This window comes from Micromonospora sp. NPDC048868 (assembly GCF_043198195.1).
Classification (GTDB): domain Bacteria; phylum Actinomycetota; class Actinomycetes; order Mycobacteriales; family Micromonosporaceae; genus Micromonospora; species Micromonospora reichwaldensis.
In genome coordinates this window covers 32,756-56,286 of record NZ_JBICUN010000007.1, presented here as the reverse complement: position 1 = coordinate 56,286, position 23,531 = coordinate 32,756, and the positions used below count along the sequence as shown (strand labels likewise).

Sequence of the window (23,531 nt, the reverse complement as noted above, 5' to 3'; positions counted from 1 at the left end):
GAGGACGGAGTTCCGGTCACGACGACCCCGGTGGGTCCTGAACGGCGGCCTGTAGCCGCCTCGTCAATTGAAGATGCTCACACCACCCGGCCCGACGAGCAGGCCGACCACGATGAGGACGATGCCCCACAGGATCTGCCGCCGGAACAGCGCGAGGATGCCGGCGACCACGAGTACGACTGCGAGAATCCAGAGAATCAGCTCCATGATTGCTGAATACCCGACCCACCGACGCCGGAAACCTGCGCGTGATCGAGGTGGTCGCCCAGGTGGAAGACGCTGTACGCCTGCTTGATCACGGGGTGGGCGACGTTGCGGACGCGTACCCCGCCGGGCGTGGTGCCCCGCTCGGAGCCGGCGTGCGCGTGCCCGTGCAGGGCCAGCGCGGTCGGCGCCGAGTCGATCGCCTGCCCGAGCTGGTACGAGCCCAGGAACGGGTAGATCTCCAGCGGCTCACCGGCGAGCGTGTCGGGCACCGGCGCGTAGTGGGTCAGCGCCACCAGCACGTCGCACTCCAGTCCCCGCAGCGCGGCGGACAGGGCGTCCGCGCTCTGGGTGGTGGTCCGGACGAACGCCTTCATCTCCGGCTCGCCGAAGTCGCTGGCGCAGCGGCCGGCGAACCCCCCGCCGAACCCCTTCACCCCGGCCACACCCAGTCGGCCACCGGCGCAGTCCAACACGACGCCGTTGCCCTCCAGCACGGTGATCCCGGCGTCCTCGAGCACCTTGACCACCTGCGGCACCTGGTCGCACTGGTGGTCGTGATTGCCCAGCACGGTCACCACCGGCACGCCCAGCCCGCCGAACTCGGTGGCCACGCACCGGGCCTCCGACTCCGTCCCGTGCCGCGTCAGGTCGCCGGCGAGCAACAGCACGTCGGCGTGCTCGGGCAGCTCGTCCAGTGCCGGCCGGAACCGGCCGACCACGTCCTCGTCCAGATGCACGTCGCCCACGGCGGCGATCCGGATCACCATGGAACCTCCTCAGGGCAGTTGCTCGATCTCCGTGGGCGCCTGCGCGCGGATCACCCCGATGTCGCTGGTGACCGGCACGTCGGGGAAGCGTTCGGCCACCCGGCGCAGGATCTCCTCGCGCCGGTGCGGGCTCTCGACCTCGCCGTAGAGCACGAGGCCGCGCTCCCGGCGGACCACGGTGATCCCCTGCTCGGCCACGTCCGGGTCCTCGGCGAGCAGCCGGTGGATCTCCGCCTCGACGTACTCGTCGGGCGGTCCGGTGGCGACGTCGCGGTGCTCGGTCACGGTGTCCCCTCTCCCTCGCCGGTGCCGGAGTGCGGCACCACTTCCAGCCGGTCCAGCAGCACCAGGAACGCCTCCGCGTACGGGGAGTGCTGCGTCTCCTTGCGTACCCGTTCCCAGTCGATCTGCTCCCGCAGGGAACGGGCCAGCGGCAGGCCCCGGGCGAAGTCGCAGTAGTGCTGCGAGAAGCTCAGCAGCTTGTGCACCATGAGCTGGCTGGCCGAGAGCACCGGCATGTGGATCGCGTCGACCGGCCGCACGACCGTGTCGGCGAACGTCTCCTCCGTCACCGGCGTCTCGATCGGCCGGTGGATCAGGTCCACCATGCGACCGTCGTCGAACACCTTGACCAGCCAGTCCTCGGGCGGCCGCTCGGCGGTGAAGCCCGCCGCGACCAGCGCCTCGAGGGACCGTTCCACGTCGACCTCCCGGATCAGGAAGTCGACGTCGTGGTCGCTGGAGTGACCGCCGTGGGCGTACACCGCGAAGCTGCCCCCGAGCGCGAAGGGAATCTCTTCCTGCTTGAGCACGGCGGCGACCTTCTTCAACGTGTGCACCAGGCTCTCGTCCCCGCGCTCTGCCATTGGCGTCTCCCGTCGGTGGTGGTGGGCGGCTGATCCAACTCCGGTACCCGGCATCCCGGCGGGCCACACCTGGCAGGTGGCACGGTCGGGGTCAACCGGGAGGACACGGCACAAATCTCCGGGTACGCGAGCGCGGGTCGGATAGCCTGTGCAGAGTGTCCAGATCACCGGGGGCGCGGCGCGGCAGGGCCCGATTGCGCGCCGTCGCCCTGATCGGCATCGACGGCTCGGGCAAGACCACCCAGGCGCACCGGCTCGCCGACGCGCTCACCGCGGCGGGCCGCCCCGCCACCTACCACCGCAACGCCGGTGGGCGGCGCTGGCTGGGCCGCCTCGCGCACCGCCTCGGCCGCCCGGACGCACAGCGGCTCGTCGGGCGCAGCGGCATGCTGGCGGTGGAGTCCGTGCTCCGCTGGCTGGCGATCGCCCTCGCCCTGCTCAGCTGCCTGGCCACCGGCCGGGTCGCGGTGATGGACCGCTACTCCGCCTGCCAGTACGCGAGCATCCGGGCGCACGGGGGCCAGCGCTGGGAGCGGCTGGCCCGCGCCGGCTACCGGATGTTCCCGCGACCGCAGCTGACCTTCCTGCTGACCGTCGATCCCGCCGAGGCGTACCGGCGGATCGAGCAGCGTGGCACCGACCACGAGAGCATGCGCTACCTGACCGCCGCCGACACCGCGTACCGGACCCTGCCGGAGTATCCGACCTTCGTCGTGGTGGACGCCGGGCGCCCGCCGGAGGAGGTCTCCCGGCAGATCCAGGCGCACCTGGCGGGCTGGCTGGAGTCGTCCGCCGACGGTCGCGACGGCCCGTTGACCGACGGTCGCGACGGCCGGGCGCCCGACGGGGGAGACGTGCGGTCCGCCGTCGTGCCCGGGCCGCCGGTCGCGGAGCCGGTCGCGATCGGCCGGCTGAGCGCCTGAGCCGACGGCCCCCGGGCCGGCTGCCTGGGGATCCGGCCGGGCGGCGGGGCGCCGCGGAAGGCGGCGGGATGGCATCGTCTGTACGGGGCCGAGTGTGGGCCGGCGGCGACCGGGTGGCCTCTCCACGCAGGTCCGGCGGGGGAGGCGACGTCCTCCGTGGAATGGCACGCTGGGCGGTACGGATGGCACGCTGGGCGAAACGGCATGTCCGGGCGGGCGGTACTTTCCTCAATACGCGCAGTCATGGTTGACGCTCACGCCTCGTGAAAGTAAGTTTCATCCGTGGCGAAGAGTCCGAAGATTTCTGCGAGTCACGAGCCGGGTGGGCTTATCGTCCACATCAGCGGCCTGCTCCCGTCGTTGTCGCCGGCCGAGCAGCGGGTCGCCCGGCTGGTGGTCGCCGACCCGGCCGCCGCCTCGCGTCGGACCATCACCGACCTCGCCACCGCCGCCGAGACATCCGAGGCGACCGTCATCCGCTTCTGCCGATCGGTCGGCATGGACGGCTACCCGCAGCTGCGGATCCGGCTCGCCGCCGAGGCCGCCCGCCGGGTCGAGCCGCCCGACGCGCGGGTCGTCGGCGGCGACATCCCACCCGGGGCCGACCTCGCCCAGATCATCGCGACCATCGCCTTCAACGACGCGCGGGCCGTCGAGGAGACGGCCGAGCAGCTCGACCCGGCGATCTGCGAGCAGGTCGTCGACGCCATCGCCGGCGCCGGAAGGATCGACGTCTACGGGGCGGGCGCCAGCGGCTTCGTCGCCTCGGACTTCCAGCAGAAGCTGCACCGCATCGGCCGCACCGCCTTCTACTTCCCGGACGTGCACACGGCGCTGACGTCGGCCGCGCTGCTCGGGCGGGGCGACGTCGCGGTCGGCATCTCGCACACCGGCACCACCTCCGACGTGATCGAGGTGCTGGAACAGGCGCGGGCCCGGGGGGCGGCCACGGTGGCGCTCACCAACTTCCCCCGGTCGCCGATCACCGAGGTGGCCGACTTCGTGCTCACCACGGCCGCCCGCGAGACCACCTACCGCTCGGGCGCGATGGCGAGCCGGCTGGCCCAGCTCACCGTCGTCGACTGCCTCTTCGTCGGGGTGGCCGCGCGCAACCGGTCCCGGGCCAGGAAGGCCCTCGAAGCGACAGCCGAGGCGGTCCGGTCGCACCGGGTCGGCCCGGGACGGAGGCGGGCATGACGGCGGGCGCGGTGGAACCCCACGAGGTGACGGCCCCGGTGACGGCCCGGCCGGTGATCCGGGTCGGCGCGCCGACCGAGCGGCGCAACCCGCTGAGCGCGGACCTCGACCTCATGTCGACCCGGGACGTGCTCACGGTCATCAACGAGGCGGACCGGCGGGTGCCCGGCGCCGTCGCGGCCGTCCTCGACGAGATCGCCGCGACGGTGGACCTGGCGGTGACCGCCCTGCGCGGCGGGCACCGGGTGCACTACTTCGGCGCCGGCACCTCCGGCCGGCTCGGCGTGATCGACGCCGCCGAGCTGGCGCCCACCTTCAACTCGCCCCGGCACTGGTTCTGCGCCCACATCGCGGGCGGGCCGGAGGCCATGTGGCGGGCGGTCGAGGACGCCGAGGACGACGACCGGGGCGGCGCGGCGGAGGCCGCCGACTGCGTACGGGCCGGGGACCTGGTGGTCGGGCTCGCCGCCAGCGGACGCACACCGTACGTCCTGGGGGCGCTCGCCGCGTCGGGTGCCAAGGGGGCCTCGACCGTGCTGCTCTGTGCCAACCCGGAGGCGCAGGCCGCCCGGTCGGTGGACGTCTTCATCGGGGTGGACACCGGACCGGAGGTCGTCACCGGGTCGACCCGGATGAAGGCGGGCACCGCGCAGAAGCTGGTGCTGAACACGTTCTCCACGGCCGTGATGGTCCGGCTGGGCCGGGTCTACTCGAACCTCATGATCGATATGGTCGCCACCAACGCCAAGCTCCGGGGCCGGATGATCTCGATCCTGATCGAGGCGACCGGCTGCTCGGAGGAGATCTGCCGGCGGGCCCTCAACGAGGCCGACGGCGACATGAAGGTGGCGCTGGTCTCGCTCGTCTCCGGGGTGGAGGTGTCCGCCGCGCGGGCCGCCCTTTCCCGCTCCGCCGACCAGGTCCGCGGCGCCCTGGCCCTGCTCGCCTCCTGAGCCGACCCGCCCCCGCCCCCGCCACACCCGCCCTGCGATCCCCGTCACTTACGGGCACGGGTTCGCGGTGCGGATTGTTCACCGGGGGGTGGGGTATTACCACGGGCGTGGATGAACCGACCGGTCCACCCGTGCGTGACTCCGCAGTGACCAGGATCGCAGCCCGACGGTGACCCGGGTCGCTGCGTGTGCGGGCGGGGCGGTGCTGCCATGGACCGGGACACGGCGACACGTCGATCCGCCGCCCCTGGCGTGGTGCCCAGCGGAGAGCCGCCACCCGGGGTGCTGACAGCAAACATGGACCGCGCTCTCAGCGGATTATCAGGCATTCGTGACACTTTCGACTCACGACATGGAATCCCCGGCGCGTCTCAACTGTTGTGTAGGTGTCAGCACCGGTGGGCACAGCGGAAGTTACGGGGGAGGGCTGATGGACGTGGGGATGGCAAGGAACCGGGCAACCGGCGCGAGCGAGGGGACCGTGGGCAACGTGGACAAGAACATCGGCATGCGAACCGACGAGGTTGCCGAGGAGCGCGACCTGGTCGGCGTCTACCTTCACGAGATCTCCCGGACGCCACTGCTGGACGCCGCCAAGGAGGTCGACCTCTCCAAGGCCATCGAGGCCGGCCTCTACGCCGAGCACCTGCTCGGCGAGGACCGCGTCCCCGCCGGTGCCGACCGGGACGACCTGGAGCGGCTGGTCGCCGAGGGCGAGCGGGCCAAGGACCTGTTCATCCGGGCCAACCTGCGACTGGTCGTGTCGATCGCCCGCCGCTACGTGCGTTCGGGCATGCCCATGCTGGATCTGATCCAGGAGGGCAACACCGGCCTGGTGCGGGCGGTCGAGAAGTTCGACTACGTGCGCGGCTACAAGTTCTCCACCTACGCGACCTGGTGGATCCGCCAGGCGATCAGCCGGGCGATCGCCCAGCAGGAGCGCACCGTGCGACTGCCGGTGCACCTGGTCGAGGACGTCAACCGGATGCGCAACGTGGCCCGGCAGCTCACCCGTGAGCTGGGCAGCGACCCGGAGCCGGAGCAGATCGCGGCGGCCCTCGGGGTCACCGTCGAGCGGGTCAACGAGCTGGTCCGCTGGTCGCAGGACACCGTCTCGCTGGACACCCCGGTGGGCGACGACGGCGACACCAACCTCGGTGACCTGGTCGCCGACAGCGACGCGCCGTCGCCGGAGGAGATCGTCCTGACGGGGCTGGAGCGGCAGCGGATCGAGGGTCTGCTCAACCACCTCGACGACCGTTCGGCCGGCATCATGCGGGCCCGCTACGGGCTCGAGGACGGCCGGGAGCACTCCCTCACCGAGGTGGCCTCGCGGTTCTCGCTCTCCCGGGAGCGGATCCGGCAGCTGGAGATCCAGGCGCTCGGTCGGCTCCGCGAGCTGGCCCGGGCCGAGGGCCTGCAGGCGGCCTGAGCTGGGTAGGAACAACGCGAACGGCCGGCGTCCGATAGGGGGACGCCGGCCGTTCGCGTTGCCGGTGGGTCAGCGGACCCGACCGTAGCCCTGGATGGGCATCAGGTTCATGCCCCGTTTGAGCACGTTGCGCCCGGCGCTCGGCGCGTCGATCACCTGACCGCCGCCGACGTAGAGGCCCACGTGCCCGAGCCCGCTGTAGAAGACGAGGTCGCCGGGGCGCAGCTCGCTGCGGCTGATGTGGGCCACCGCGCCCCACTGCATCCGGGTGTTGTGCGGCAGTGACTTGCCGGCCGCCCGCCAGGCCGCCGAGGTCAGGCCCGAGCAGTCGTAGCCGTTCGGTCCGTCGGCGCCCCAGACGTACGGCTTGCCGAGTGCGCCGTACGCGTACCGCACCGCGACGCCGGCCTTGCCGGAGACCGTCGGCGCCTCCTTCGCGCTGTCGGACCGGGCGGCCGGCTTCTCGGTGGCCCGGCCGTACGCCTGCCGGCGCAGCTCGTAGAGCTCGGCCAGGTCGCGCTCGATCCGCTTCTTCGTGGCGGTCATCTCGCGGGCCTGCACCGCCTGCCGGCCCAGCGTGACCTCCAGCCGGGTCTTCTCGTCGAGCAGCCGGCGCTGGTTGCCGGTGAAGTTCGAGATCTTCGCCTGCCGCTGCCGCGTGAGCTGGTCGAGCATGCTCAGCCGGTCGAGCAGGGTGTCGGCACCGCCGGGACGCAGCAGCGCCTCCGCGGTGCTCAGGTTGTTGCCGGTCTTGTACGCGGTCACCGCCATCTCGCCGACGTCCGCCCGGCTCCGTTCGGTCTCCTGCTCCAGCGGACCGATGCGGCTCTGCACCCGCGCCACGGCGGCCTGGTTGGTCTTGATCTCCTCCCGGAGCTTGTTGTACGCCTCGACGACGTGCTCCAGCTGGGAGGAGGAATTCTCGATCCGCCGGGTCAGCTCGGCGGGGGACGGTTCGGCCCGGGCGGGTATCGCCGGGGCGAGCAGCGTGGCCGACACCACGGCGACCGCCAGGGCGCGCAGCGTGTTCCTGAGGGACGACAAGAGCGGAAGGCTCCTCTCCCATCGGCCGCCGTGGGCTGCTGACGCCCCCGGCGGCACCGGGCCGGTGCCGTCCGGGTGGACGGCGATCGACCGGGCCGACCGGGACAACCTATCCCGGGGCAGGAGTGATGCGCAGTTGAAGCAGGGTCGAATGTTGGCCGAGTGACGGAAATTGCGGATCACGACGGGTGCGGCGCGTGATCGACTTCTCCGGCTAGCCGCTGCGGGCGGCGGCTATTGTCGGCGATCGGGCGATCCGTGCCGTTCGTCGTTGTCGGCGTATGCCGGCGGACCGTGAGCCGTTATGACCGACAAGACCGACATGGCGGCCGGAACCGGCGGGCCACGCGACCGCGGCCCCCGGACGCGAGCCGAAATCGCCGTCCGGGCTGGCACGTGCGCCACACAATGAAGCGCGCAGCCGGGAATCCCGTCGACCGGCGATGCGAGACCGTCGACGGGAGCCGACCCGGCACCAGCCGCGGGAGGTAGAACCGTGAACCCTCAAGGCGCCACCCGACAGACGCGGTCATCGCGGACGACCGCGCAGAAGAACACCCTCCTCTACGCCCGACCCGGGATCATCGTGACGGTCGACCGCTTCACCGTCGGCCGCAACAGCTGGCAGGTCACCGAGCTGACCCACCTCCAGACCGGCCGCGGCCCGCACGACCGCGTCGCGGTACGGGCCGTCCTGGTCACCGGCGCCATGATCGGCGGCGTCGGCCTGCTGCTCGGCTTCACCGGCGGGCTGCAACGGCTCACCGCGGGGGCGTACCTCGTCCTGGGCCTGGTGTTCCTGCTGCCGGTGCTGGTCGCGCTGGTGGGGGACCGGTGGCGGCCGCCCGCGTACGAGCTGTGGGGCCGGCGCCGGGGCGACCGGGTGCTGCTGTTCAGCAGTGACGACGAACGGCAGTTCGGCCAGGTCACCCGGGCCCTGCGCCGGGCCCGGGAGATGAACCGGTACGGCGGCTGGGAGGACCCGCTCGCCTCGGCCGACCCGTGGCGGCCCACCCGGTGACCGGGATCAGCCGGCGACCGGCTCCGGGGTGCGCTCGGACTGTTCCGCCGTCACCCAGTTGCTGACCCGGCGCTCCGCGTAGAAGGAGACGAACGGCACCGTGCCGGCCAACATCACCAGGACCATCCGCTTCAGCGGCCAGCCGGCCCGGCGGGACAGGTCGAAGGCGGCCACCAGGTAGAGCATGTAGAGGAAGCCGTGCGCCTGGCCCACGGTCTCCACCAGGATCGGGTCGTCGAAGCCGTACTTCATCGGCATGCCGATCACGACCAGCAGGATCAGCGCCACGCCGACGATCCAGGCGATGACTCGGTACCGGGTCAGGGCTGCGCCCACCGTCGTCCGTCCTTTCGCGCCCGGCCTCAGCCGGGGTAGTCACCGGGCTTGGCACCCGGGTTGTCGTTCAGCCATTGCAGGTAGTGGTTGTAGGCGACGAGGTCGCCGTCCTCGCCGCCGCCGGCAGCCGCGGGCACGCGGGCGACCCGCACGGGTCGGCGTACGACCGGGCGCGTCGCGGCGGCCTGCGGGGCGTCGGCCTGTCGCGTCCCGGCGGCGGTCGACGCTTCCCCCTGCGCGTCGGCCGGCGCCGCCGGCCCGCGCAGGGCGTGCCGGACCTCACGCCACCAGACGAAGACCACGAAGCCCGCGAAGATCGGCCACTCGACCGCGTAGCCCCAGCTGATCGCGTTGCCGGCGGCGGCCCGGCTGACCTGCCACCAGCCCAGCGCCAGGAAACCCGTGACGAGCACGACCATGGCCACGTGGCGCGCGATCCACGCCGGGGTCCAGAGCCGTTTCATGGCATCGAGAGTACCGGGGGCCGCCGGGGTCTCCGACGCGGCGTCGTAGGTGCGGGGATGGTTTGGTGTCTGCCGGTGTGGGCATCCGTCTAGACGCGAGCCCAAACCAGAGCAGGGGGTCGATCATGACGGGATCGGTACGGCAGGACGACTTCGGCAGCCCGGAGCAGCGGATGCCCGAGTGGGACGGCGACCATGTCCACGACAGGGCCTCCGGCGAGGCCGATCCGCCCGACGGCGAGCTGCTCGGCGTCGACCCCGCCGAGCTGGCCGACGAGGACCTGATCCGGGAGATGCACAGCCTGCACCGGACCCGCCTGGACACCCTGCGCCACGCGGCGGACTCCGCGCTCGCCAACCACCTGCGGCGCACCGCCGAGCTGGAGACCGAGTACCTCGCCCGGCACCCCGGCCGCGAGGTCGACCCGAGCCGGCTGCGGGACGCCTGATGGCATCCGCCGAGCGCGGGATGTCCGCGCCGCCGGAGGTCGTGTTCAACACCGCCACCGACCCCGCCCGGGCGTCGGCGTGGCTGCCCGAGCCGCTGCGGGCCGACGGCAGCCCGGCGGACGAGGTCAGCGCCGAGGAACTGCGGGCCCGCTGGAGCGCCGCCGAGGACTGGTCGGCGGAGATCCTGGTGGAGCCCGCCCAGGCCGGTGGCGCCCGGATGCGGCTCGACCTCACCGGCGGGCCGGACGCCGAGCGGCTGGCCGACGAGGCGCTGGACAGTCTCGCCCGCGAGGTGGCCGACAACCTGCAGGCCGGCTGAGCCGGACCGCCCCCGAGAGGATCGAGGAGACCGGGTGACCGCCCTGAAGGAGAAGGTGGCGCGGCTGCGCCAGGCGTACGCGCCGCACGAACACCGACCGCTGGGCGGGTACCTGGCGGCGATGGGAACCTACGCCGGGGTGACCGCCGGCATCGCCGGTCTGGTCAGGGCGACCGGCCGACCGGTGCCCGAGCGTCCCGCCCCGGCCGACGTGGTGCTGCTGAGCATCGCCACCCACAAGCTGAGCCGGCTGCTGACGAAGGACGCGGTGACGAGCCCCCTGCGGGCGCCGTTCACCCGGTACGACAAGCCGATCGGCAGCGGCGAGGTGATGGAGCAGGTCCGTGACCAGGGCAGCTCCACCCGGCACGCGATCGGGGAGCTGCTGAGCTGCCCGTTCTGCCTCGCCGTCTGGGTCGCCACCGGGTTCACCGGCGGCCTGGTGCTCGCCCCCCGGCTCACCCGCCTGGTGGCGACCGCGCTGACCGCCGTGGCCGCCTCGGACTTCCTCCAGATGGCGTACGCGGTGGCCCAGCAGGCCGCCGAGGGCGGCGACCACGACGAGGACTGACGACGTACGACGAAGGGGGCCGGCTCAACTGCCGGCCCCCTTCGTCGTGGCTGTGCGTCAGGTCGGGGTCGTGCCGTGGTCCTGGCCCGCCCAACCACGGGAGGCCTCCGGCTCGCGCTCGTCGGCGTCCGCTCCGGTGATGACGTCCCGGTCGACCGCGGTGCGGTCGTGCTCGTTGGCGAAGTCGGGCTCCGGCAGGGTGTCCCGGCCCCCGGGGGGCTGACCGAGCGCCGGCAGTTTCTCGTGCTCTTCCTCGTGGTGGGACATCTCGCTCTCCTCACTGCTCGTCGGCCTCCGGTGCGGAAGGCCGTCCGCCCCCGGGGGACGGGTGGGCGGCGGTCTCGCCCCACGACGGGTCGTCACGGCCCGCCGGGGCCGTGCCGGTCCCGGCCGCCCGGTGTCAGGTGACCGAACCGCCGAGCAGGTCGGCCACCTCGTCCACGGCGTACTCGCCCTCGGGCAGGGCGGCCATGCGGGTGAGGAGCTGCGCGGGAAGCTCGGCGGCGACGGCCCGGCGGTAGATGTCCGCCTGACTGATCCGCTCCTGGCCGTGGTAGAGATCCTCGAGGAGGTCGTCGAGGCGCCGGATGTCCGGCTCCTCGATCACGGGCGCGTCCGTCACGGGTGCGTCGTCGGTCACGACGGTCAGCTACCCGCGCCGGAACCGGTGAAACGTCGCCGGGCCGTGCGCGGAGTGGTCGCCGGGGCTGTGACGGCGGTCATGGCGAGGGCCGGAACACCGGCGGCGGGCCCCCGGTTGAGTCAGGTGTCGGTGTGTCCAGTGTCCCCGGGCCTCACCCAAATTGCCTTCGCGGAATACCGTCCGGCTGGAGCCGCGTCGTGCCACTCGCCGAGAGGCGACCTGCACACCGACACCGGTGCCGCCCCCGAGCCCTCCCGGGCCCGGGGGCGGCACTGTCCGTCTCCACCACCCCCGTGGCGGGCGGGGTGGAGGTCAGGCGGGGGTGGCGGCCGGGGTGCGACGGCGGGTGCGGACGGCGGCGGCCAGGTGGCTGAGGACCTCCTCGGTGGTGTCCCAGCCGATGCAGGCGTCGGTGACCGACTGGCCGTACGTCAGCTCGCGGGTCGGGTCGAGATCCTGGCGGCCGGCGAGCAGGAAGCTCTCCAGCATGATCCCGACGATGCCGCGCTGGCCGGCGTCGAGCTGGGCCGCCACGTCGGCGGCCACCCTCGGCTGGTTGCGGTGGTCCTTGCCGCTGTTGGCGTGGCTCGCGTCGATCACCACGCGCTCGGGCAGGCCCGCCGCCCGCAGCAGCTCCAGGGCGCCGGCCACCGACTCCGCGTCGTAGTTCGGCCGCCCGCCGCCGCCGCGCAGCACCAGGTGCCCGTCCGCGTTGCCCCGGGTGTGCAGGATCGCCGGCGTGCCGGAGACGTCGATGCCGGGGAAGACGTGCGGTACGCCGGCGGCGCGGATGGCGTCCACGGCGGTGCCGATGCTGCCGTCCGGGCGGTTCTTCATGCCGATCGGCATCGACAGGCCGGAGGCGAGCTGCCGGTGCACCTGGCTCTCCACCGTCCGCGCGCCGATCGCGCCCCACGCCACCGTGTCGGCGATGTACTGCGGGGTGATCGGGTCGAGGAACTCGCAGCCGACGGGAAGCCCCAGGCGCAGCACGTCGAGCAGGAGCGCCCGGGCGGTACGCAGGCCGGTGTTGACGTCGCCGGAACCGTCCAGCCCGGGGTCGTTGATCAGGCCCTTCCAGCCCACCGTCGAGCGCGGCTTCTCGAAGTAGACCCGCATCACCACCAGCAGGTCGTCGGCCACCCGGGCGGCGGCGTCGCGGAGCAGGTGGGCGTACTCCAGGGCGGCGGCCGGATCGTGCACCGAGCACGGGCCCACCACCACCAGCAGGCGGTCGTCGGCGCCGTCCAGCACCCGGCCGACCGCGCGTCGCCCGGCCAGCACGGCCGAGGCGAGCGTGTCGTCGAGGGGCAGGTCGTGGTGCAGCAGGGCCGGGGTGGTCAGCGGCACGACACGGTCGATCCGCTGATCGCTGACCCGAACGGTCTCCGGGGTCGTCACGGTGGGAATCCTTCCGCCGACCGTGCCCCGGGGCCGGTGCCCGGGTCGAGCCGGCTGCTCGTACGCAAAAGGGCAGGAACGAGAGCTCCTGCCCGGCCGGCTCGAATGTGGTGACGTCAGATCATGGTGAAGTCACCGGCGTGCGAGCCGGCTGCCTAAACCATCGATACGAACGCGTCACGCGGCCCAGCGTACCCGTTTGCGCGGGAAGGTCCACCCGGTCGTCGGGAAAGACTCGCTTCGTGTTCACCTTCATCGATGCGTGCGGCGGTAGTTTCACGACACCGGTCGTCGGACACCTGGCACGACGCGCCCGACGGCGGCGCCTGCTCCGTCGCCGGCACCGGCTGGATCCACGTCTCGAACTCCGAGATCCCGAGCACCGGTGGGGCCGGTCGCGATCAGCCGGGCGCGATCATGCGGCGTGCCGGAGGCGGCGGCGGGGTATGTGGGCGGTCATGAGTCACGAGCAGAGCGACCAGGAACGAGTGGAGTCCCGCGCACACCTGCTGCCGGAGGAGGCGGCGGCCGGCAGCGACGACCCCCACGCGCAGGCGGAGGCCATCCTCGCCGAGTCCGACCTCCGGGAGGAGGACCGCAACGCCGCCCCCGACACCGTGCTGGAGCGGCGTACCTCCGATCAGACGGTGACCCCCATCGAGCCCCCCGACTGAGCCACGGCCCCCCGGGTCCGTCGCGAGCCCCGGTAGCTGTGCTCCCGCAGCCAGGCGATCGGGCCGACCGCCCGCAGCCCCGGCGGCAGGTTGCCGATCGGGTCGAAGGCCAGCGCCGCGTCCTCCCGGGCGCTGAGCTGGGCACCGAGGCTGACCTGCCCGAACGGACGCCACGGTCCGACGGCGGACGCGACCGCGAGCACCAGGCGCGGCGCGTCCGCCCGGGCCGCGGCGGCCACCTCGGCCAGGCTGCGGCCCAGGTCGGGCGACTCCGGGTCGGCCAGCGCGGCCAGGAAGAGCCGCCGCCGACCCGCGCGAAACGGCATGATCGTGCTGTACGTCCCCGCGAAGCGCCGCCGGGGCAGCGGCAGGTTCCGCAGCAGCGGCGCGGCCCCGCTGGAGCTGACCAGCAGGTCGAACGGCCGGCCACCGTCGCGGTGCAGCCGCACGGCCAGCCCCAGCACGTCCGGCCAGGAGCCCGGCGTGGGCACGCCCTTGGAGAGCCGGACGGTCGCCCGGAAGCGGCCTGGGCCGTCCAGCAGCGGCACCCCGGTCGGCGGTCCCGGCGTACCCCAGACGACGACCTCGCCCGCGAACGAGCGGCCCGCGGGATGCAGCAGGCGGGCCCGGCGCAGCCGGGTCAGGGCGGCGGTCGCGCGGTCGACCGCGACGGCGGCCCGGTCGGTCACGGTGGCGGCAGGCGGCATGCCTCCCCGGTACCCGGCGGCCGCCGGTCGATGCCTCGCCGCGTGCGGCGCGTCCCCTTCCCGCCCACCTGATCGGATAGCGTCGTGCCATGCCCGACAGCGGTTACCCCTGGCCCATCGAGACCACCCGCCTGGACAACGGCCTGCGCGTGGTGGTGAGTGAGGACCGCACCGCCCCGGCGGTCGCGGTGAACCTCTGGTACGACGTCGGTTCCCGCCACGAGCCCGAGGGCCAGACCGGCTTCGCGCACCTCTTCGAGCACCTGATGTTCGAGGGCTCGGTCAACGTGGCGAAGACCGAGCACATGAAGCTGGTGCAGGGCGCGGGCGGCTCGCTCAACGCCACCACCAACCCGGACCGCACCAACTACTTCGAGACCGTCCCCGCCGAGCACCTGGAACTGGCGCTGTGGCTCGAGGCGGACCGGATGGGCGGCCTGGTCCCCGCGCTGACCCAGGAGACGCTGGACAACCAGCGGGACGTGGTCAAGAACGAGCGGCGCCAGCGCTACGACAACGTGCCCTACGGCGACGCCTGGCTGCGCCTGCTGCCGCTGCTCTACCCGCCCGGGCACCCCTACCACCACGCCACGATCGGGTCGATGGCCGACCTGAACGCCGCCGACCTGGCCACCTTCCAGGCGTTCCACCGGACGTACTACGCGCCGAACAACGCCGTGCTCACCGTCGTGGGCGACGCCTCGGCCGCCGAGGTGTTCGCGCTGGCCGACAAGTACTTCGGCGCCATCCCGCCGCGCGCGGAGATCCCGTCCGCCCCGGACGGCCGGACCGTCCCGGCCACCGGCCGACCCGCCGTGGAGACGGTCACCGCCGAGGTGCCGGCGCCGCGCGTCTACGTCGCGCACCGCACCCACCCCTTCGGCAGCCCCGGCTACGACGTGCTGACGGTGCTCGCCACCGTGCTGGGCAGCGGCCGGGGCAGCCGCCTCTACCAGCGCCTCGCCGACGGCGAGCGGATCGCCCAGCCCGACATGGTCGGGGCGTACGGCGTGGACCTGGCGCACGCCCCCGCGCCGCTGATCGCCACCGCCACGGCCCGCCCCGGGGTGAGCGCCGAACGGCTGGGCGCCGGGCTGGCCGAGGTGGTCGACGAACTGGCCACCGTCCCGGTCACCACCACCGAACTGGACCGGGCCAAGTCCCTGCTGAGCACCTCGTGGTGGCGGCAGATGTCCACGGTGGACGGCCGGGCGGACACGCTCGGGCGCTACGCCACCCAGTTCGGCGACCCGGCGAAGGCCGCGGAGCGGCTGCCGGCCTGGCTCGCGGTGACCGCCGAGCAGATCGCCGAGGCCGCCGCCGAGGTGCTCGCTTCCGACGACCGGGTCACCCTGACCTACCTGCCCGAGGAGAAGCCCTGATGACGCTGATCGCCGACCGTCCCGGGCCCGGCGCCGCCCGCCCGTACCGGTTCCCGCAGGTGGTCCGCCGCACGGTGGCGGGTGGTCAGGTGGTCGCCGCGCACCTGCCCGGGCAGAACCTGGCCGTGGCGCTGCTGCTGCTCGACGCGGGCGCCGTCCGCGAGCCCACCGGCAAGGAAGGGCTCGGCGCGGTGCTCGCCAAGGCCCTGGAGGAGGGGACCGCGCAGCGCGACGCGACGGCGTACGCGCTGGCGATCGAAGGGCTCGGCACCGAGCTGGTGATCGGGCTGGACTGGGACTCCTTCCAGGTCAGCGTGCAGGTGCCGGTGGAGCGCCTGAACGCCGCCGTGGAGCTGCTCGCCGAGGCGGTGCGCACCCCGAAGCTGGACCCGGACGACGTCCGGCGGGTCCGCGACGACGAGGCGACCGCGCTGCGGATGGACTGGGCCAACCCCGGCCCGCGGGCCGACGCGGCGCTGCGCGCGGACCTGTTCGGCGCCGGCAACCGCTGGGGCCGTCCCCTCTACGGCGACCCGGAGTCGGTGGCGGCGCTGGACGTCGAGGACGTCACGGTCTTCCACTCCGAGTGGTTCATCCGTCCCGGCACGCTGGTCGTCGCCGGGGACCTGGACCGGCTGGACCTGGACGCGCTCGGCGCGGCGGCGTTCGCGGGCACCGGTGGCGGGCCGGTCGACCGGGGCGGCCCGATCGAGGTGCCGACCCGCCCCGGCCGGCGGATCATCCTGGTGGACCGGCCCGGCTCGGTGCAGTCCACGCTGCGACTGGGCCACCCGTCGCCGCACCGCTCCCACCCCGACCACGTGCCGATGACGCTCGCCGGCACGGTGCTCGGCGGGGCGTTCACCTCCCGGCTCAACCACCTGATCCGCGAGGTACGCGGCTACACGTACGGCATCCGGGGCGACTTCGCCTCGTCCCGCCGGTTCGGCCGGTTCGGGGTCAGCTCCAGCGTGCAGACGGCGGTCACCGCGCCGGCCGTCGTCGAGGCGGTCGGCGAGATCACCCGTACCCGGGAGACCGGGGTGACCGAGGAGGAGCTGGCGGTCGCGCGCTCCTGGCGGGCCGGGCAGCTCTCGGTCGAGTTGCAGAGCCCCCGGTCGATCGCCTCCGCGCTGACCACCCTGGTCGTGCACGACCTGCCCGACGACTACCACGCCCGGTTGCGCGAGTCGCTGCTCTCCGCCGACCTGGCGGAGGTCTCCGCGGCGGCGGCCACGCACCTGCGTCCGGAGGATCTCACCATCGTGGTGGAGGGCGACGCTGCGGTGATCCGCGACGAACTCGTCGCCGCCGGCCTGGGCGAGCTGGTCGAGCACGCCTCCTGACCGGCGCGGGGGGTGTGACATGGATCGCGCCGCCCCCGGTCGGCGCGGGTGGCCCGTCCGGGGCGGCCGGCGTGGATGCTCCGGCGGGCCGCCCCGCCGGCTGACGATCCTCCCGTCCCACCGGCCCCTCCGGCGATGTCGTTGCGTCCCGGCGCGGCCCGGGGTGACCACGGCCACCGCCGGGCGGGAGCGCCGCCGGCCCCGGTGGGTGGGAAAGCGTTCCCGGTCGGGTCGCCGGGCTGGGTAGCCTCGCGGGCATGAGGATCGGCATTGTGGGGGCCACCGGCCAGGTCGGTGGCGTGATGCGGCAGGTGCTGGCGGAGCGGGAGTTCCCGGCGGAGCAGGTGCGGTTGTTCGCCTCGGCGCGGTCGGCCGGGCGCACCCTGCCCTGGCGGGACGGCGAGGTGACCGTGGAGGACGCGGCCACCGCCGACTACTCCGGGCTCGACATCGTGCTCTTCTCCGCCGGCAAGGGCAGCGCGAAGGAACTCGCGCCCCGGGTCGCCGCCGCCGGCGCCGTCGTCATCGACAACTCCTCGGCGTTCCGCATGGACCCGGAGGTGCCGCTGGTCGTCGCCGAGGTCAACCCGCACGCCGCCGCCGTACGCCCCAAGGGGATCATCGCCAACCCGAACTGCACGACGATGGCCGCGATGCCCGTGCTGCGCCCGCTGCACGCCGAGGCGGAGCTGGTCAGCCTGGTCGTCTCGACGTACCAGGCGGTCTCCGGCGCCGGCCTGGCCGGCGTCGCCGAGCTTGACGAGCAGGTCCGCAAGGTCGCCGAGCACGCCACCGGCCTCGCCTTCGACGGCGCGGCCGTGGAGTTCCCGGCCCCCCGCTCGTTCGCCCGGCCGATCGCGTTCAACGTGCTCCCGCTCGCCGGCTCGATCGTCGACGACGGCAGCTTCGAGACCGACGAGGAGCAGAAGCTGCGCAACGAGAGCCGCCGCATCCTGGAGATCCCCGGGCTGCGCGTCTCCGGCACCTGCGTGCGGGTGCCCGTGTTCACCGGCCACTCGCTCCAGATCAACGCCCGGTTCGCCCGCCCGATCAGCCCGCAGCGGGCCCGCGAGCTGCTCGACGGCGCCCCCGGCGTGGCGCTCGCGGACGTGCCGACCCCGTTGCAGGCGGCCGGCCAGGACCCCACCTTCGTCGGTCGGATCCGCGCCGACGAGACCGTCGAGCACGGCCTCGCCCTGTTCTGCTCCAACGACAACCTGCGCAAGGGCGCCGCGCTCAACGCGGTGCAGCTCGCCGAGCTGGTCGCCGCCGAGCGCCGCTGACCGACGCGCCTTCCCGGGCCCCCGCCGGCTGTGGCGGGGGCCCGTCGCGTCCCCCGGTGCGGCCCGCCGCGTCGGCGTACGGCAGTCACGCGGGGCGTCCGCCGTGGTTCGATGGGAACGCCGTGACCGGTCGAGCGGAGGTTGCCGTGGCGGACGACGAGACCCAGCGGGCGTTGACGGAGCTGATCGCCGGTCACCGGCTGGGGGTGCTGGCCACGCTCAAGCGGGACGGTCGCCCGCAGCTCTCCACCGTGATCTACGCCTTCGACAGCGGCTCGGCCCTGATCCGCGTCTCGGTGACCGACGGCCGGGCCAAGACCGCCAACCTGCGCCGGGACCCGCGCGCCTCGTTCCACGTCGCCAGCGACGACGGCTGGGCGTACGCGGTCGTGGAGGGGCGCGCCGAGCTGACGCCGGTGGCCGCCGACCCGCAGGACGCGACCGTGACGGAGCTGGTCGACCTCTACCGGGCGATCCAGGGGGAACATCCGGACTGGGCCGACTACCGGCGGGCGATGGTCGCCGAGGGGCGCCTCGTGCTCCGGCTGCACGTCGAGCGCCTCTACGGCCTCCCGCCGCGCGCCTGACCCGGGCCGGGCGCGCACGCGTTACCCCGTCCGGTCGGCGGGTAGACGGCGGTGCCGACACCGAGAGGGGAGCACCATGACAACGGTCGGAGAGTTCATGACGACCCGGTTGGTGACGATGGACGGCAACGACACGCTGATCGCCGCGGCGCAGGAGATGCGCGACAGCGCCATCGGCGACGTGGTGGTGACCGACGGCGACGACGTCATCGGCATCGTGACGGACCGGGACATCACGGTCCGGGGCGTGGCCGAGAACATGGACCCGAACTCGACCCCGCTCAACCGGATCACCAGCAAGGACGTGATCACGGTCAGCCAGTACGACGACGCGGTCGCCGCCGCCGACCTGATGCGGACCTACGCCGTACGCCGGTTGCCGGTCATCGACGACGGGCGGCTGGTCGGCCTGGTCTCGATGGGTGACCTCGCCGTGGAGCGGGAACCGCAGTCGGTGCTCGCCGACATCAGCGCCGACGAACCGAACAACTGACCGTACGCGTCGGCGCGCCGGCTCCCCGAGGTGGGAGCCGGCGCGCTGGCCCTCGGCTGGACCGCCGGAACTATGATCCCGGCGTGCCCGCAGAGCCCCCCGCGCCAGGCCGGATCGCGCCGACCGGCTGGCGCCCCGACGTCCGACCCACCCTGCCGCCGACCGGGCCCGTGCCGGTGGCGGGAGCGTGGTCGGCCGGCAGGTCGACGGCGATGACGGTGCTGTTGGTCCTGTTCGGCCTGGCCGTGGTCGGGGTGAACACCGCGATCGCGTACGTGGCGGTCGGCGCGACTGTCGTCCCGATCGTCACCGGGCTGCTCCTCTGCCTGGTGTTCGTGCTCGCCGTGCGTCTGCTGCACCGGGCCGCGTGGCTGGCGTTCCTCGCCATGGGGCCGGCCCTGTTCGTCCTCGTGGGCTCGGTGCAGCTCGCCCCCGAGGCGGTGCTGGAGGCGCGCGGCGTCCGCCAGGAGGTGACGATCGTCGACGTGTCGGTCGTCGGCAAGCGACACGCCTTCACGCTTGAGGGCGCCGACGGGCGCCTCGACGAGCCGCTGGTCCACCAGGGCAGCAACCCCGGCTACCGGGTCGGCGACCGGCTTGCCGTGCTCACCGATCCCGACGGGGTGGTCGAACTCGAGGCCGCCGACCGGGTCGACTCCGGCGGCATGGTCGGGGCGCTGCTCTTCGGCGGTGCCGGCTGGACCTTCATCGCGCTGCTCGCCGGGTGGCGCGGCCACGTCCGCCGCCGGCACGACCGCCACGACACCCTCCTGATCTAGGGCCTGTTTCATAAGGGCGGTCGAGCCGAGGCGGAGTCCGGGCGGCGATCCGGCAAGGCGCGGTTTCGTCCGGATACCGGTGTTGTATCCGGACGAAACCGCAACGCCGCCGGTCGTCGTCCGGGCCCGCCGCAGGCCGGCCAGTTCTTATGAAACAGGCCCTAACCCGTCCCGCGGCAGGGCCACCCCGCCGGCCGGGCGACTCACCCGGTCCGGGCGAGGTTGGCCCCGCACCGGACGGGGACCCCGTGCAGGGACATTGCCCGACGGGGGAGGAGAAGACCCGATGGTGGACGCGACGACGAGGTTCTTCGAGGACCTCGACCGGCGGGGGTACGACCCCCTGCTGGCGAAGTCCTCCGGGACCCTGCGCCTGGACCTGCACGAGGGGGCGCACACGACGCACTGGCTGCTGCGGATCGACCGCGGGCGGCTCCAGGTGAGCCAGGAGGACCAGGAGGCCGACACGGTGGTCGGGACCAGCCCCGAGCTCTTCGAGGAGCTCGCCGCCGGTCGCGAGCACGGGGTGGCCGCGCTGCTGCGGGGGGACATGACGGTGAGCGGGGACCTGCGGCTGGTGGTGCAGATGGAGCGGCTCTTCCCCAGCCATCCGGACACCCGTGGACCACGCCGGCACTTCGAGGCCTGTCAGGAGGTGCGGTGATGGGGCAGAACACGATCCGGATCCTGGACGGCAGCACCTTCGTGGTGTCGGAGGACACCGGGGACATCGAGGCGACGCCGAGCGAGCCGACCGGGTTCTTCGCCCTGGACACCCGCTTCCTGTCGACGTGGGTGCTGACGGTCAACGGGGACCGGCTCACCCCCCTGTCGTACGACGACCTGCAGTACTACGAGGCCCGCTTCTTCCTGGTGCCGGGGATGGCGACGCACTACGTCGACGCGAAGCTGTCGATCGTCCGGGAGCGGGCGGTGGGGGGCAGCTTCCGGGAGACGATCACCATCCTCAACCACGACGAGAAGCCGATCGACCTGGAGATCAGGATGGAGGCGGCGTCCGACTTCGCCGACCTGTTCCAGGTCAAGGACGAGATCCTCAACAAGAAGGGCGAGATCTACACGGAGGTCGAGTCCGACCGGCTGCGCCTGGGCTACCGGCGGGGCAACTTCATCCGGGAAACGCTGATCTCCGCGTCCCCGGCTCCGCGCTACGACCGCAAGGGCTTCGCCTACTCGATCCACCTCCAGCCCAACGAGCAGTGGCAATCCGAGATCGACGTCAAGACCATGGCGGTCTCCCCGGGCGGGCGGGACCTGCGGATGGGGCTGCGGGCGCACACCACCGAGCGGCTCGCCCTCCAGCATGACCTCGAGGAGTGGATCGCCAGGGCCCCCAAGGTCAACAGTCAGCACGGCCGGGTCGCCTCGACGTACCGGCGCAGCCTGATCGACCTGGCCGCGTTGCGCTTCTCGCCGCTCTCCCTCGGCGGGGCGACGCTGCCGGCCGCCGGCCTGCCCTGGTTCATGACCATGTTCGGGCGGGACAGCATCCTGACCTGCCTGCAGACGCTGCCGTTCACGCCGGAGCTGTCGAAGACCACGCTGCGGATCCTGGCCTCGCTCCAGGGCACCCGGTTCGACGACTTCCGGGACGAGGACCCGGGCCGGATCCTGCACGAGATGCGGTACGGCGAGACCGCCGCCTTCGAGGAACAGCCGCACTCGCCGTACTACGGGTCGGTGGACGCGACCCCGCTGTTCCTGGTGCTGCTCGACGAGTACGAGAAGTGGAGCGGGGACGTCGAGCTGGTCAGGGAGCTGGAGCGGGAGTGCCGGGCCGCGCTGGAGTGGATCGACGACTACGCCGACCTGGTCGGCAGCGGCTACATCTGGTACGAGCGGCGCAACACCGACACCGGCCTGGAGAACCAGTGCTGGAAGGACTCCTGGGACTCCATCTCCTACCGGGACGGCACGCTGCCGCCGTTCCCCCGGGCCACCTGCGAGGTGCAGGGGTACGCGTACGACGCGAAGCTGCGGGCCGCCCGCCTGGCGCGCGAGTTCTGGGGTGACCCGGACTTCGCCGACCGGTTGGAGCGGGAGGCGGCGGCGCTGAAGGAGCGGTTCAACCGGGACTTCTGGGTGGCGGACGGCGAGTACTACGCCCTCGCCCTGGACCCGGACGGCCGCCAGTGCGACGTGCTCAGCTCCAACATCGGTCACCTGCTCTGGAGCGGCATCGTCGACGACGACCGGGCCGGGAAGATCGCCGAGCACCTGGTCGGGCCCCGGCTCTTCACCGGCTGGGGGGTGCGGACGCTGGCCGAGGGCGAGGTCCGCTACAACCCGATCGGCTACCACAACGGCACGATCTGGCCGTTCGACAACTCCTTCATCGCCTGGGGCCTGCGCCGGTACGGCTTCGCCGAGGAGGCGGCGGTCATCGCCAACGGCATCCTCGACGCGGCCACCTACTTCGAGGGCCGGCTGCCGGAGGCGTTCGGGGGCTACCCCCGCGAGCTGACCAAGTTCCCGGTGGAGTACCCGACCGCGTGCAGCCCGCAGGCCTGGTCGACCGGCACGCCGCTGCTGCTGTTGCGGACGATGCTCGGCCTGGAGCCGCACGAGGGGCACCTCGCGGTGGAGCCCCGGCTACCCATCGGGATGGGCCGGATCGAGGTGCTGGACATCCCGGGCCGGTGGGGCCGCGTCGACGCGTTCGCCCGGGGCCGCCTCGACCTGCACCGGCTCGCCGACTAGCGGAGGTCCGGCTCCCGTGGAGGCCGGCGGCGACCCCGTGGACCGGGTGCCGCCGGCCGGTCGCCGCGACCGTGGCGGGCCGACGTGGGCGGGCGAGCACCGGCCGGCGTGGTGAACCCGGCGGGCCGGCATGGGGCTCAGGCTGGCAGGGTAAGTTCGCGCCATGCCGGAACTCGTGTACCCGCCCGTGATCGCCGCCGCCAAGACGATGTTCCGGGTCCTCGACCTGAAGATCACCATCGAGGGTGCCCACCACGTGCCGCGTACGGGCGGGGCGGTGCTGGCCAGCAACCACGTCAGCTACCTCGACTTCATCTTCTGCGGGCTGGGCGCGAACCCCGCGAAGCGGCTGGTGCGGTTCATGGCCAAGAAGTCCGTCTTCACGCACAAGGTGTCCGGCCCGCTGATGCGGGGCATGCGGCACATCCCGGTGGACCGGCGGGCGGGCGCCGGGTCGTACGCGACGGCGGTCAGCGCGTTGAAGCGCGGTGAGGTGGTCGGTGTCTTCCCGGAGGCGACGATCAGCCGGTCGTTCACGGTCAAGGCGCTCAAGAGCGGGACGACCCGGATGGCAACCGAGGCCGGTGTGCCGGTGCTGCCGGTGGCGCTCTGGGGCACCCAACGGCTCTGGACCAAGGGCCGGCCGCGCACCCTCACCCGCCGGCACACCCCGATCACCATCCTGGTCGGCGAGCCGATGTACCCGGCGGCCTACCCGGACGCCAACGCGATGACCGTCGACCTGAAGGAACGGCTGACGGCGCTTGTCGACCGGGCCCAGCGGGAGTACCCCGACGCCCCCGCCGGCCCCGACGACACCTGGTGGCTCCCGGTGCACCTGGGCGGCACCGCGCCCACCCTGGAGGAGGCCGCCGACCTGGAGGTCCGCCGCCGGGCCGCCGCGGTCGACCCCGACGCCTGAGCGGGGGCCCCGATCGACCCGATGCCCGAGGGAGGCCCCCGGG

29 protein-coding genes are annotated in these 23,531 nt (G+C 73.2%); 18 read left to right on the top strand and 11 right to left on the bottom strand.

Annotated elements, in window-relative coordinates; all coding sequences use genetic code 11:
• Positions 1-63: 63 nt before the first annotated feature.
• From ACGFNF_RS13455 to ACGFNF_RS13440, 4 genes are read right to left on the bottom strand one after another with little or no spacing between them, the layout of a single operon-like run.
• Entirely contained in the window at positions 64-207 is a 144-nt protein-coding gene (locus ACGFNF_RS13455) for a GPGG-motif small membrane protein (RefSeq protein ID WP_007464364.1), read from the bottom strand.
• The gene (locus ACGFNF_RS13450) at positions 198-974 is read right to left on the bottom strand and encodes a metallophosphoesterase (RefSeq protein WP_357578814.1); all 777 of its coding nucleotides are present in this window, start codon (positions 972-974) and stop codon (positions 198-200) included. Before ACGFNF_RS13450 ends, ACGFNF_RS13455 begins: the two co-directional genes overlap by 10 nt.
• A 9-nt stretch (positions 975-983) precedes the next feature.
• On the bottom strand, positions 984-1,259 hold the full coding sequence (locus ACGFNF_RS13445; protein ID WP_132239421.1) for a hypothetical protein: 276 nt from the start codon (positions 1,257-1,259) through the stop codon (positions 984-986).
• Positions 1,256-1,894 (bottom strand): nucleotidyltransferase family protein, encoded by a 639-nt coding sequence (locus ACGFNF_RS13440; protein ID WP_132239419.1) that lies wholly within the window; start codon positions 1,892-1,894, stop codon positions 1,256-1,258. The genes ACGFNF_RS13445 and ACGFNF_RS13440 overlap by 4 nt, the downstream gene beginning before the upstream one ends.
• 92 nt (positions 1,895-1,986) lie before the next feature.
• On the opposite strand from ACGFNF_RS13440, the gene ACGFNF_RS13435 reads away from it, so the two are divergent.
• The 4 genes from ACGFNF_RS13435 (at position 1,987) to ACGFNF_RS13420 (ending at position 6,345) form a co-directional block, all read left to right on the top strand.
• A complete protein-coding gene (locus tag ACGFNF_RS13435) occupies positions 1,987-2,763 on the top strand; it encodes a dTMP kinase (RefSeq protein WP_393168165.1) in 777 nt (258 codons plus the stop codon).
• Between the two features lie 282 nt (positions 2,764-3,045).
• Positions 3,046-3,960 carry a MurR/RpiR family transcriptional regulator gene (locus tag ACGFNF_RS13430; RefSeq protein WP_357578817.1) on the top strand — a complete coding sequence of 305 codons (915 nt, stop codon included), beginning with the start codon at positions 3,046-3,048 and terminating at the stop codon, positions 3,958-3,960.
• A complete protein-coding gene (locus ACGFNF_RS13425) occupies positions 3,957-4,913 on the top strand; it encodes an N-acetylmuramic acid 6-phosphate etherase (protein WP_393167887.1) in 957 nt (318 codons plus the stop codon). The genes ACGFNF_RS13430 and ACGFNF_RS13425 overlap by 4 nt, the downstream gene beginning before the upstream one ends.
• Positions 4,914-5,355: 442 nt before the next feature.
• Positions 5,356-6,345 (top strand): sigma-70 family RNA polymerase sigma factor, encoded by a 990-nt coding sequence (locus tag ACGFNF_RS13420; RefSeq protein WP_207914530.1) that lies wholly within the window; start codon positions 5,356-5,358, stop codon positions 6,343-6,345.
• A gap of 69 nt (positions 6,346-6,414) precedes the next feature.
• Here ACGFNF_RS13420 and ACGFNF_RS13415 read toward each other — a convergent pair whose 3' ends face one another.
• Positions 6,415-7,389, bottom strand: a complete 975-nt coding sequence (locus tag ACGFNF_RS13415) for an NlpC/P60 family protein (protein WP_357578819.1) — start codon at positions 7,387-7,389, stop codon at positions 6,415-6,417.
• 496 nt (positions 7,390-7,885) lie between these two features.
• Between ACGFNF_RS13415 and ACGFNF_RS13410 the strand changes: the two genes are divergently transcribed.
• Positions 7,886-8,410 carry a DUF6232 family protein gene (locus tag ACGFNF_RS13410; protein ID WP_393167884.1) on the top strand — a complete coding sequence of 175 codons (525 nt, stop codon included), beginning with the start codon at positions 7,886-7,888 and terminating at the stop codon, positions 8,408-8,410.
• A 6-nt stretch (positions 8,411-8,416) separates the two neighbouring features.
• On the opposite strand, the gene ACGFNF_RS13405 is transcribed toward ACGFNF_RS13410, so the two are convergent.
• Positions 8,417-8,746 carry a DUF3817 domain-containing protein gene (locus ACGFNF_RS13405; RefSeq protein WP_311411988.1) on the bottom strand — a complete coding sequence of 110 codons (330 nt, stop codon included), beginning with the start codon at positions 8,744-8,746 and terminating at the stop codon, positions 8,417-8,419.
• A gap of 26 nt (positions 8,747-8,772) precedes the next feature.
• Positions 8,773-9,210: a hypothetical protein gene (locus ACGFNF_RS13400; RefSeq protein WP_393167882.1), complete on the bottom strand. Its 438-nt coding sequence runs from the start codon at positions 9,208-9,210 to the stop codon at positions 8,773-8,775.
• 122 nt (positions 9,211-9,332) lie between these two features.
• Between ACGFNF_RS13400 and ACGFNF_RS13395 the strand changes: the two genes are divergently transcribed.
• From ACGFNF_RS13395 to ACGFNF_RS13385, 3 genes are read left to right on the top strand one after another with little or no spacing between them, the layout of a single operon-like run.
• The gene (locus ACGFNF_RS13395) at positions 9,333-9,659 is read left to right on the top strand and encodes a DUF6158 family protein (RefSeq protein ID WP_132239489.1); all 327 of its coding nucleotides are present in this window, start codon (positions 9,333-9,335) and stop codon (positions 9,657-9,659) included.
• The gene (locus tag ACGFNF_RS13390; RefSeq protein WP_132239403.1) at positions 9,659-9,979 is read left to right on the top strand and encodes a hypothetical protein; all 321 of its coding nucleotides are present in this window, start codon (positions 9,659-9,661) and stop codon (positions 9,977-9,979) included. The genes ACGFNF_RS13395 and ACGFNF_RS13390 overlap by 1 nt, the downstream gene beginning before the upstream one ends.
• A gap of 34 nt (positions 9,980-10,013) precedes the next feature.
• Positions 10,014-10,550, top strand: a complete 537-nt coding sequence (locus tag ACGFNF_RS13385) for a DUF1360 domain-containing protein (RefSeq protein ID WP_132239401.1) — start codon at positions 10,014-10,016, stop codon at positions 10,548-10,550.
• 57 nt (positions 10,551-10,607) lie between these two features.
• Here ACGFNF_RS13385 and ACGFNF_RS13380 read toward each other — a convergent pair whose 3' ends face one another.
• The 3 genes from ACGFNF_RS13380 to ACGFNF_RS13370 all read right to left on the bottom strand — a co-directional run bounded on the left by ACGFNF_RS13380 (position 10,608) and on the right by ACGFNF_RS13370 (position 12,603).
• Positions 10,608-10,817: a hypothetical protein gene (locus ACGFNF_RS13380; RefSeq protein WP_393167879.1), complete on the bottom strand. Its 210-nt coding sequence runs from the start codon at positions 10,815-10,817 to the stop codon at positions 10,608-10,610.
• Between the two features lie 133 nt (positions 10,818-10,950).
• Complete coding sequence (locus ACGFNF_RS13375; RefSeq protein WP_207914538.1) at positions 10,951-11,199, bottom strand: hypothetical protein; 249 nt, start codon at positions 11,197-11,199, stop codon at positions 10,951-10,953.
• A gap of 306 nt (positions 11,200-11,505) precedes the next feature.
• Positions 11,506-12,603, bottom strand: a complete 1,098-nt coding sequence (locus ACGFNF_RS13370; protein WP_357578828.1) for a 3-deoxy-7-phosphoheptulonate synthase — start codon at positions 12,601-12,603, stop codon at positions 11,506-11,508.
• A 449-nt stretch (positions 12,604-13,052) separates the two neighbouring features.
• Between ACGFNF_RS13370 and ACGFNF_RS13365 the strand changes: the two genes are divergently transcribed.
• Entirely contained in the window at positions 13,053-13,268 is a 216-nt protein-coding gene (locus ACGFNF_RS13365) for a hypothetical protein (RefSeq protein WP_101415193.1), read from the top strand.
• On the opposite strand, the gene ACGFNF_RS13360 is transcribed toward ACGFNF_RS13365, so the two are convergent.
• Positions 13,235-13,975, bottom strand: coding sequence for a phosphodiesterase (locus tag ACGFNF_RS13360; RefSeq protein ID WP_357578822.1), 741 nt, complete (start codon positions 13,973-13,975; stop codon positions 13,235-13,237). The two genes, ACGFNF_RS13365 and ACGFNF_RS13360, sit on opposite strands and share 34 nt — an antisense overlap.
• A gap of 89 nt (positions 13,976-14,064) precedes the next feature.
• On the opposite strand from ACGFNF_RS13360, the gene ACGFNF_RS13355 reads away from it, so the two are divergent.
• The 9 genes from ACGFNF_RS13355 to ACGFNF_RS13315 all read left to right on the top strand — a co-directional run bounded on the left by ACGFNF_RS13355 (position 14,065) and on the right by ACGFNF_RS13315 (position 23,488).
• Positions 14,065-15,357, top strand: a complete 1,293-nt coding sequence (locus tag ACGFNF_RS13355) for a pitrilysin family protein (protein WP_357578823.1) — start codon at positions 14,065-14,067, stop codon at positions 15,355-15,357.
• Positions 15,357-16,703 (top strand): pitrilysin family protein, encoded by a 1,347-nt coding sequence (locus tag ACGFNF_RS13350; protein ID WP_357578824.1) that lies wholly within the window; start codon positions 15,357-15,359, stop codon positions 16,701-16,703. Before ACGFNF_RS13355 ends, ACGFNF_RS13350 begins: the two co-directional genes overlap by 1 nt.
• Before the next feature lie 257 nt (positions 16,704-16,960).
• Positions 16,961-17,986, top strand: a complete 1,026-nt coding sequence (locus tag ACGFNF_RS13345; RefSeq protein WP_311411981.1) for an aspartate-semialdehyde dehydrogenase — start codon at positions 16,961-16,963, stop codon at positions 17,984-17,986.
• A gap of 146 nt (positions 17,987-18,132) precedes the next feature.
• Positions 18,133-18,573, top strand: coding sequence for a PPOX class F420-dependent oxidoreductase (locus ACGFNF_RS13340; protein ID WP_357578825.1), 441 nt, complete (start codon positions 18,133-18,135; stop codon positions 18,571-18,573).
• 76 nt (positions 18,574-18,649) lie between these two features.
• The gene (locus ACGFNF_RS13335; protein WP_132239381.1) at positions 18,650-19,066 is read left to right on the top strand and encodes a CBS domain-containing protein; all 417 of its coding nucleotides are present in this window, start codon (positions 18,650-18,652) and stop codon (positions 19,064-19,066) included.
• An 83-nt stretch (positions 19,067-19,149) separates the two neighbouring features.
• On the top strand, positions 19,150-19,845 hold the full coding sequence (locus ACGFNF_RS13330; RefSeq protein ID WP_357578826.1) for a hypothetical protein: 696 nt from the start codon (positions 19,150-19,152) through the stop codon (positions 19,843-19,845).
• A gap of 286 nt (positions 19,846-20,131) precedes the next feature.
• Complete coding sequence (locus ACGFNF_RS13325) at positions 20,132-20,509, top strand: SCP2 sterol-binding domain-containing protein (RefSeq protein ID WP_357578131.1); 378 nt, start codon at positions 20,132-20,134, stop codon at positions 20,507-20,509.
• Positions 20,509-22,566 carry a glycogen debranching N-terminal domain-containing protein gene (locus tag ACGFNF_RS13320; protein ID WP_393167875.1) on the top strand — a complete coding sequence of 686 codons (2,058 nt, stop codon included), beginning with the start codon at positions 20,509-20,511 and terminating at the stop codon, positions 22,564-22,566. Before ACGFNF_RS13325 ends, ACGFNF_RS13320 begins: the two co-directional genes overlap by 1 nt.
• Before the next feature lie 163 nt (positions 22,567-22,729).
• Positions 22,730-23,488, top strand: a complete 759-nt coding sequence (locus ACGFNF_RS13315; protein ID WP_393167873.1) for a lysophospholipid acyltransferase family protein — start codon at positions 22,730-22,732, stop codon at positions 23,486-23,488.
• The last annotated feature ends 43 nt before the right edge of the window (positions 23,489-23,531 follow it).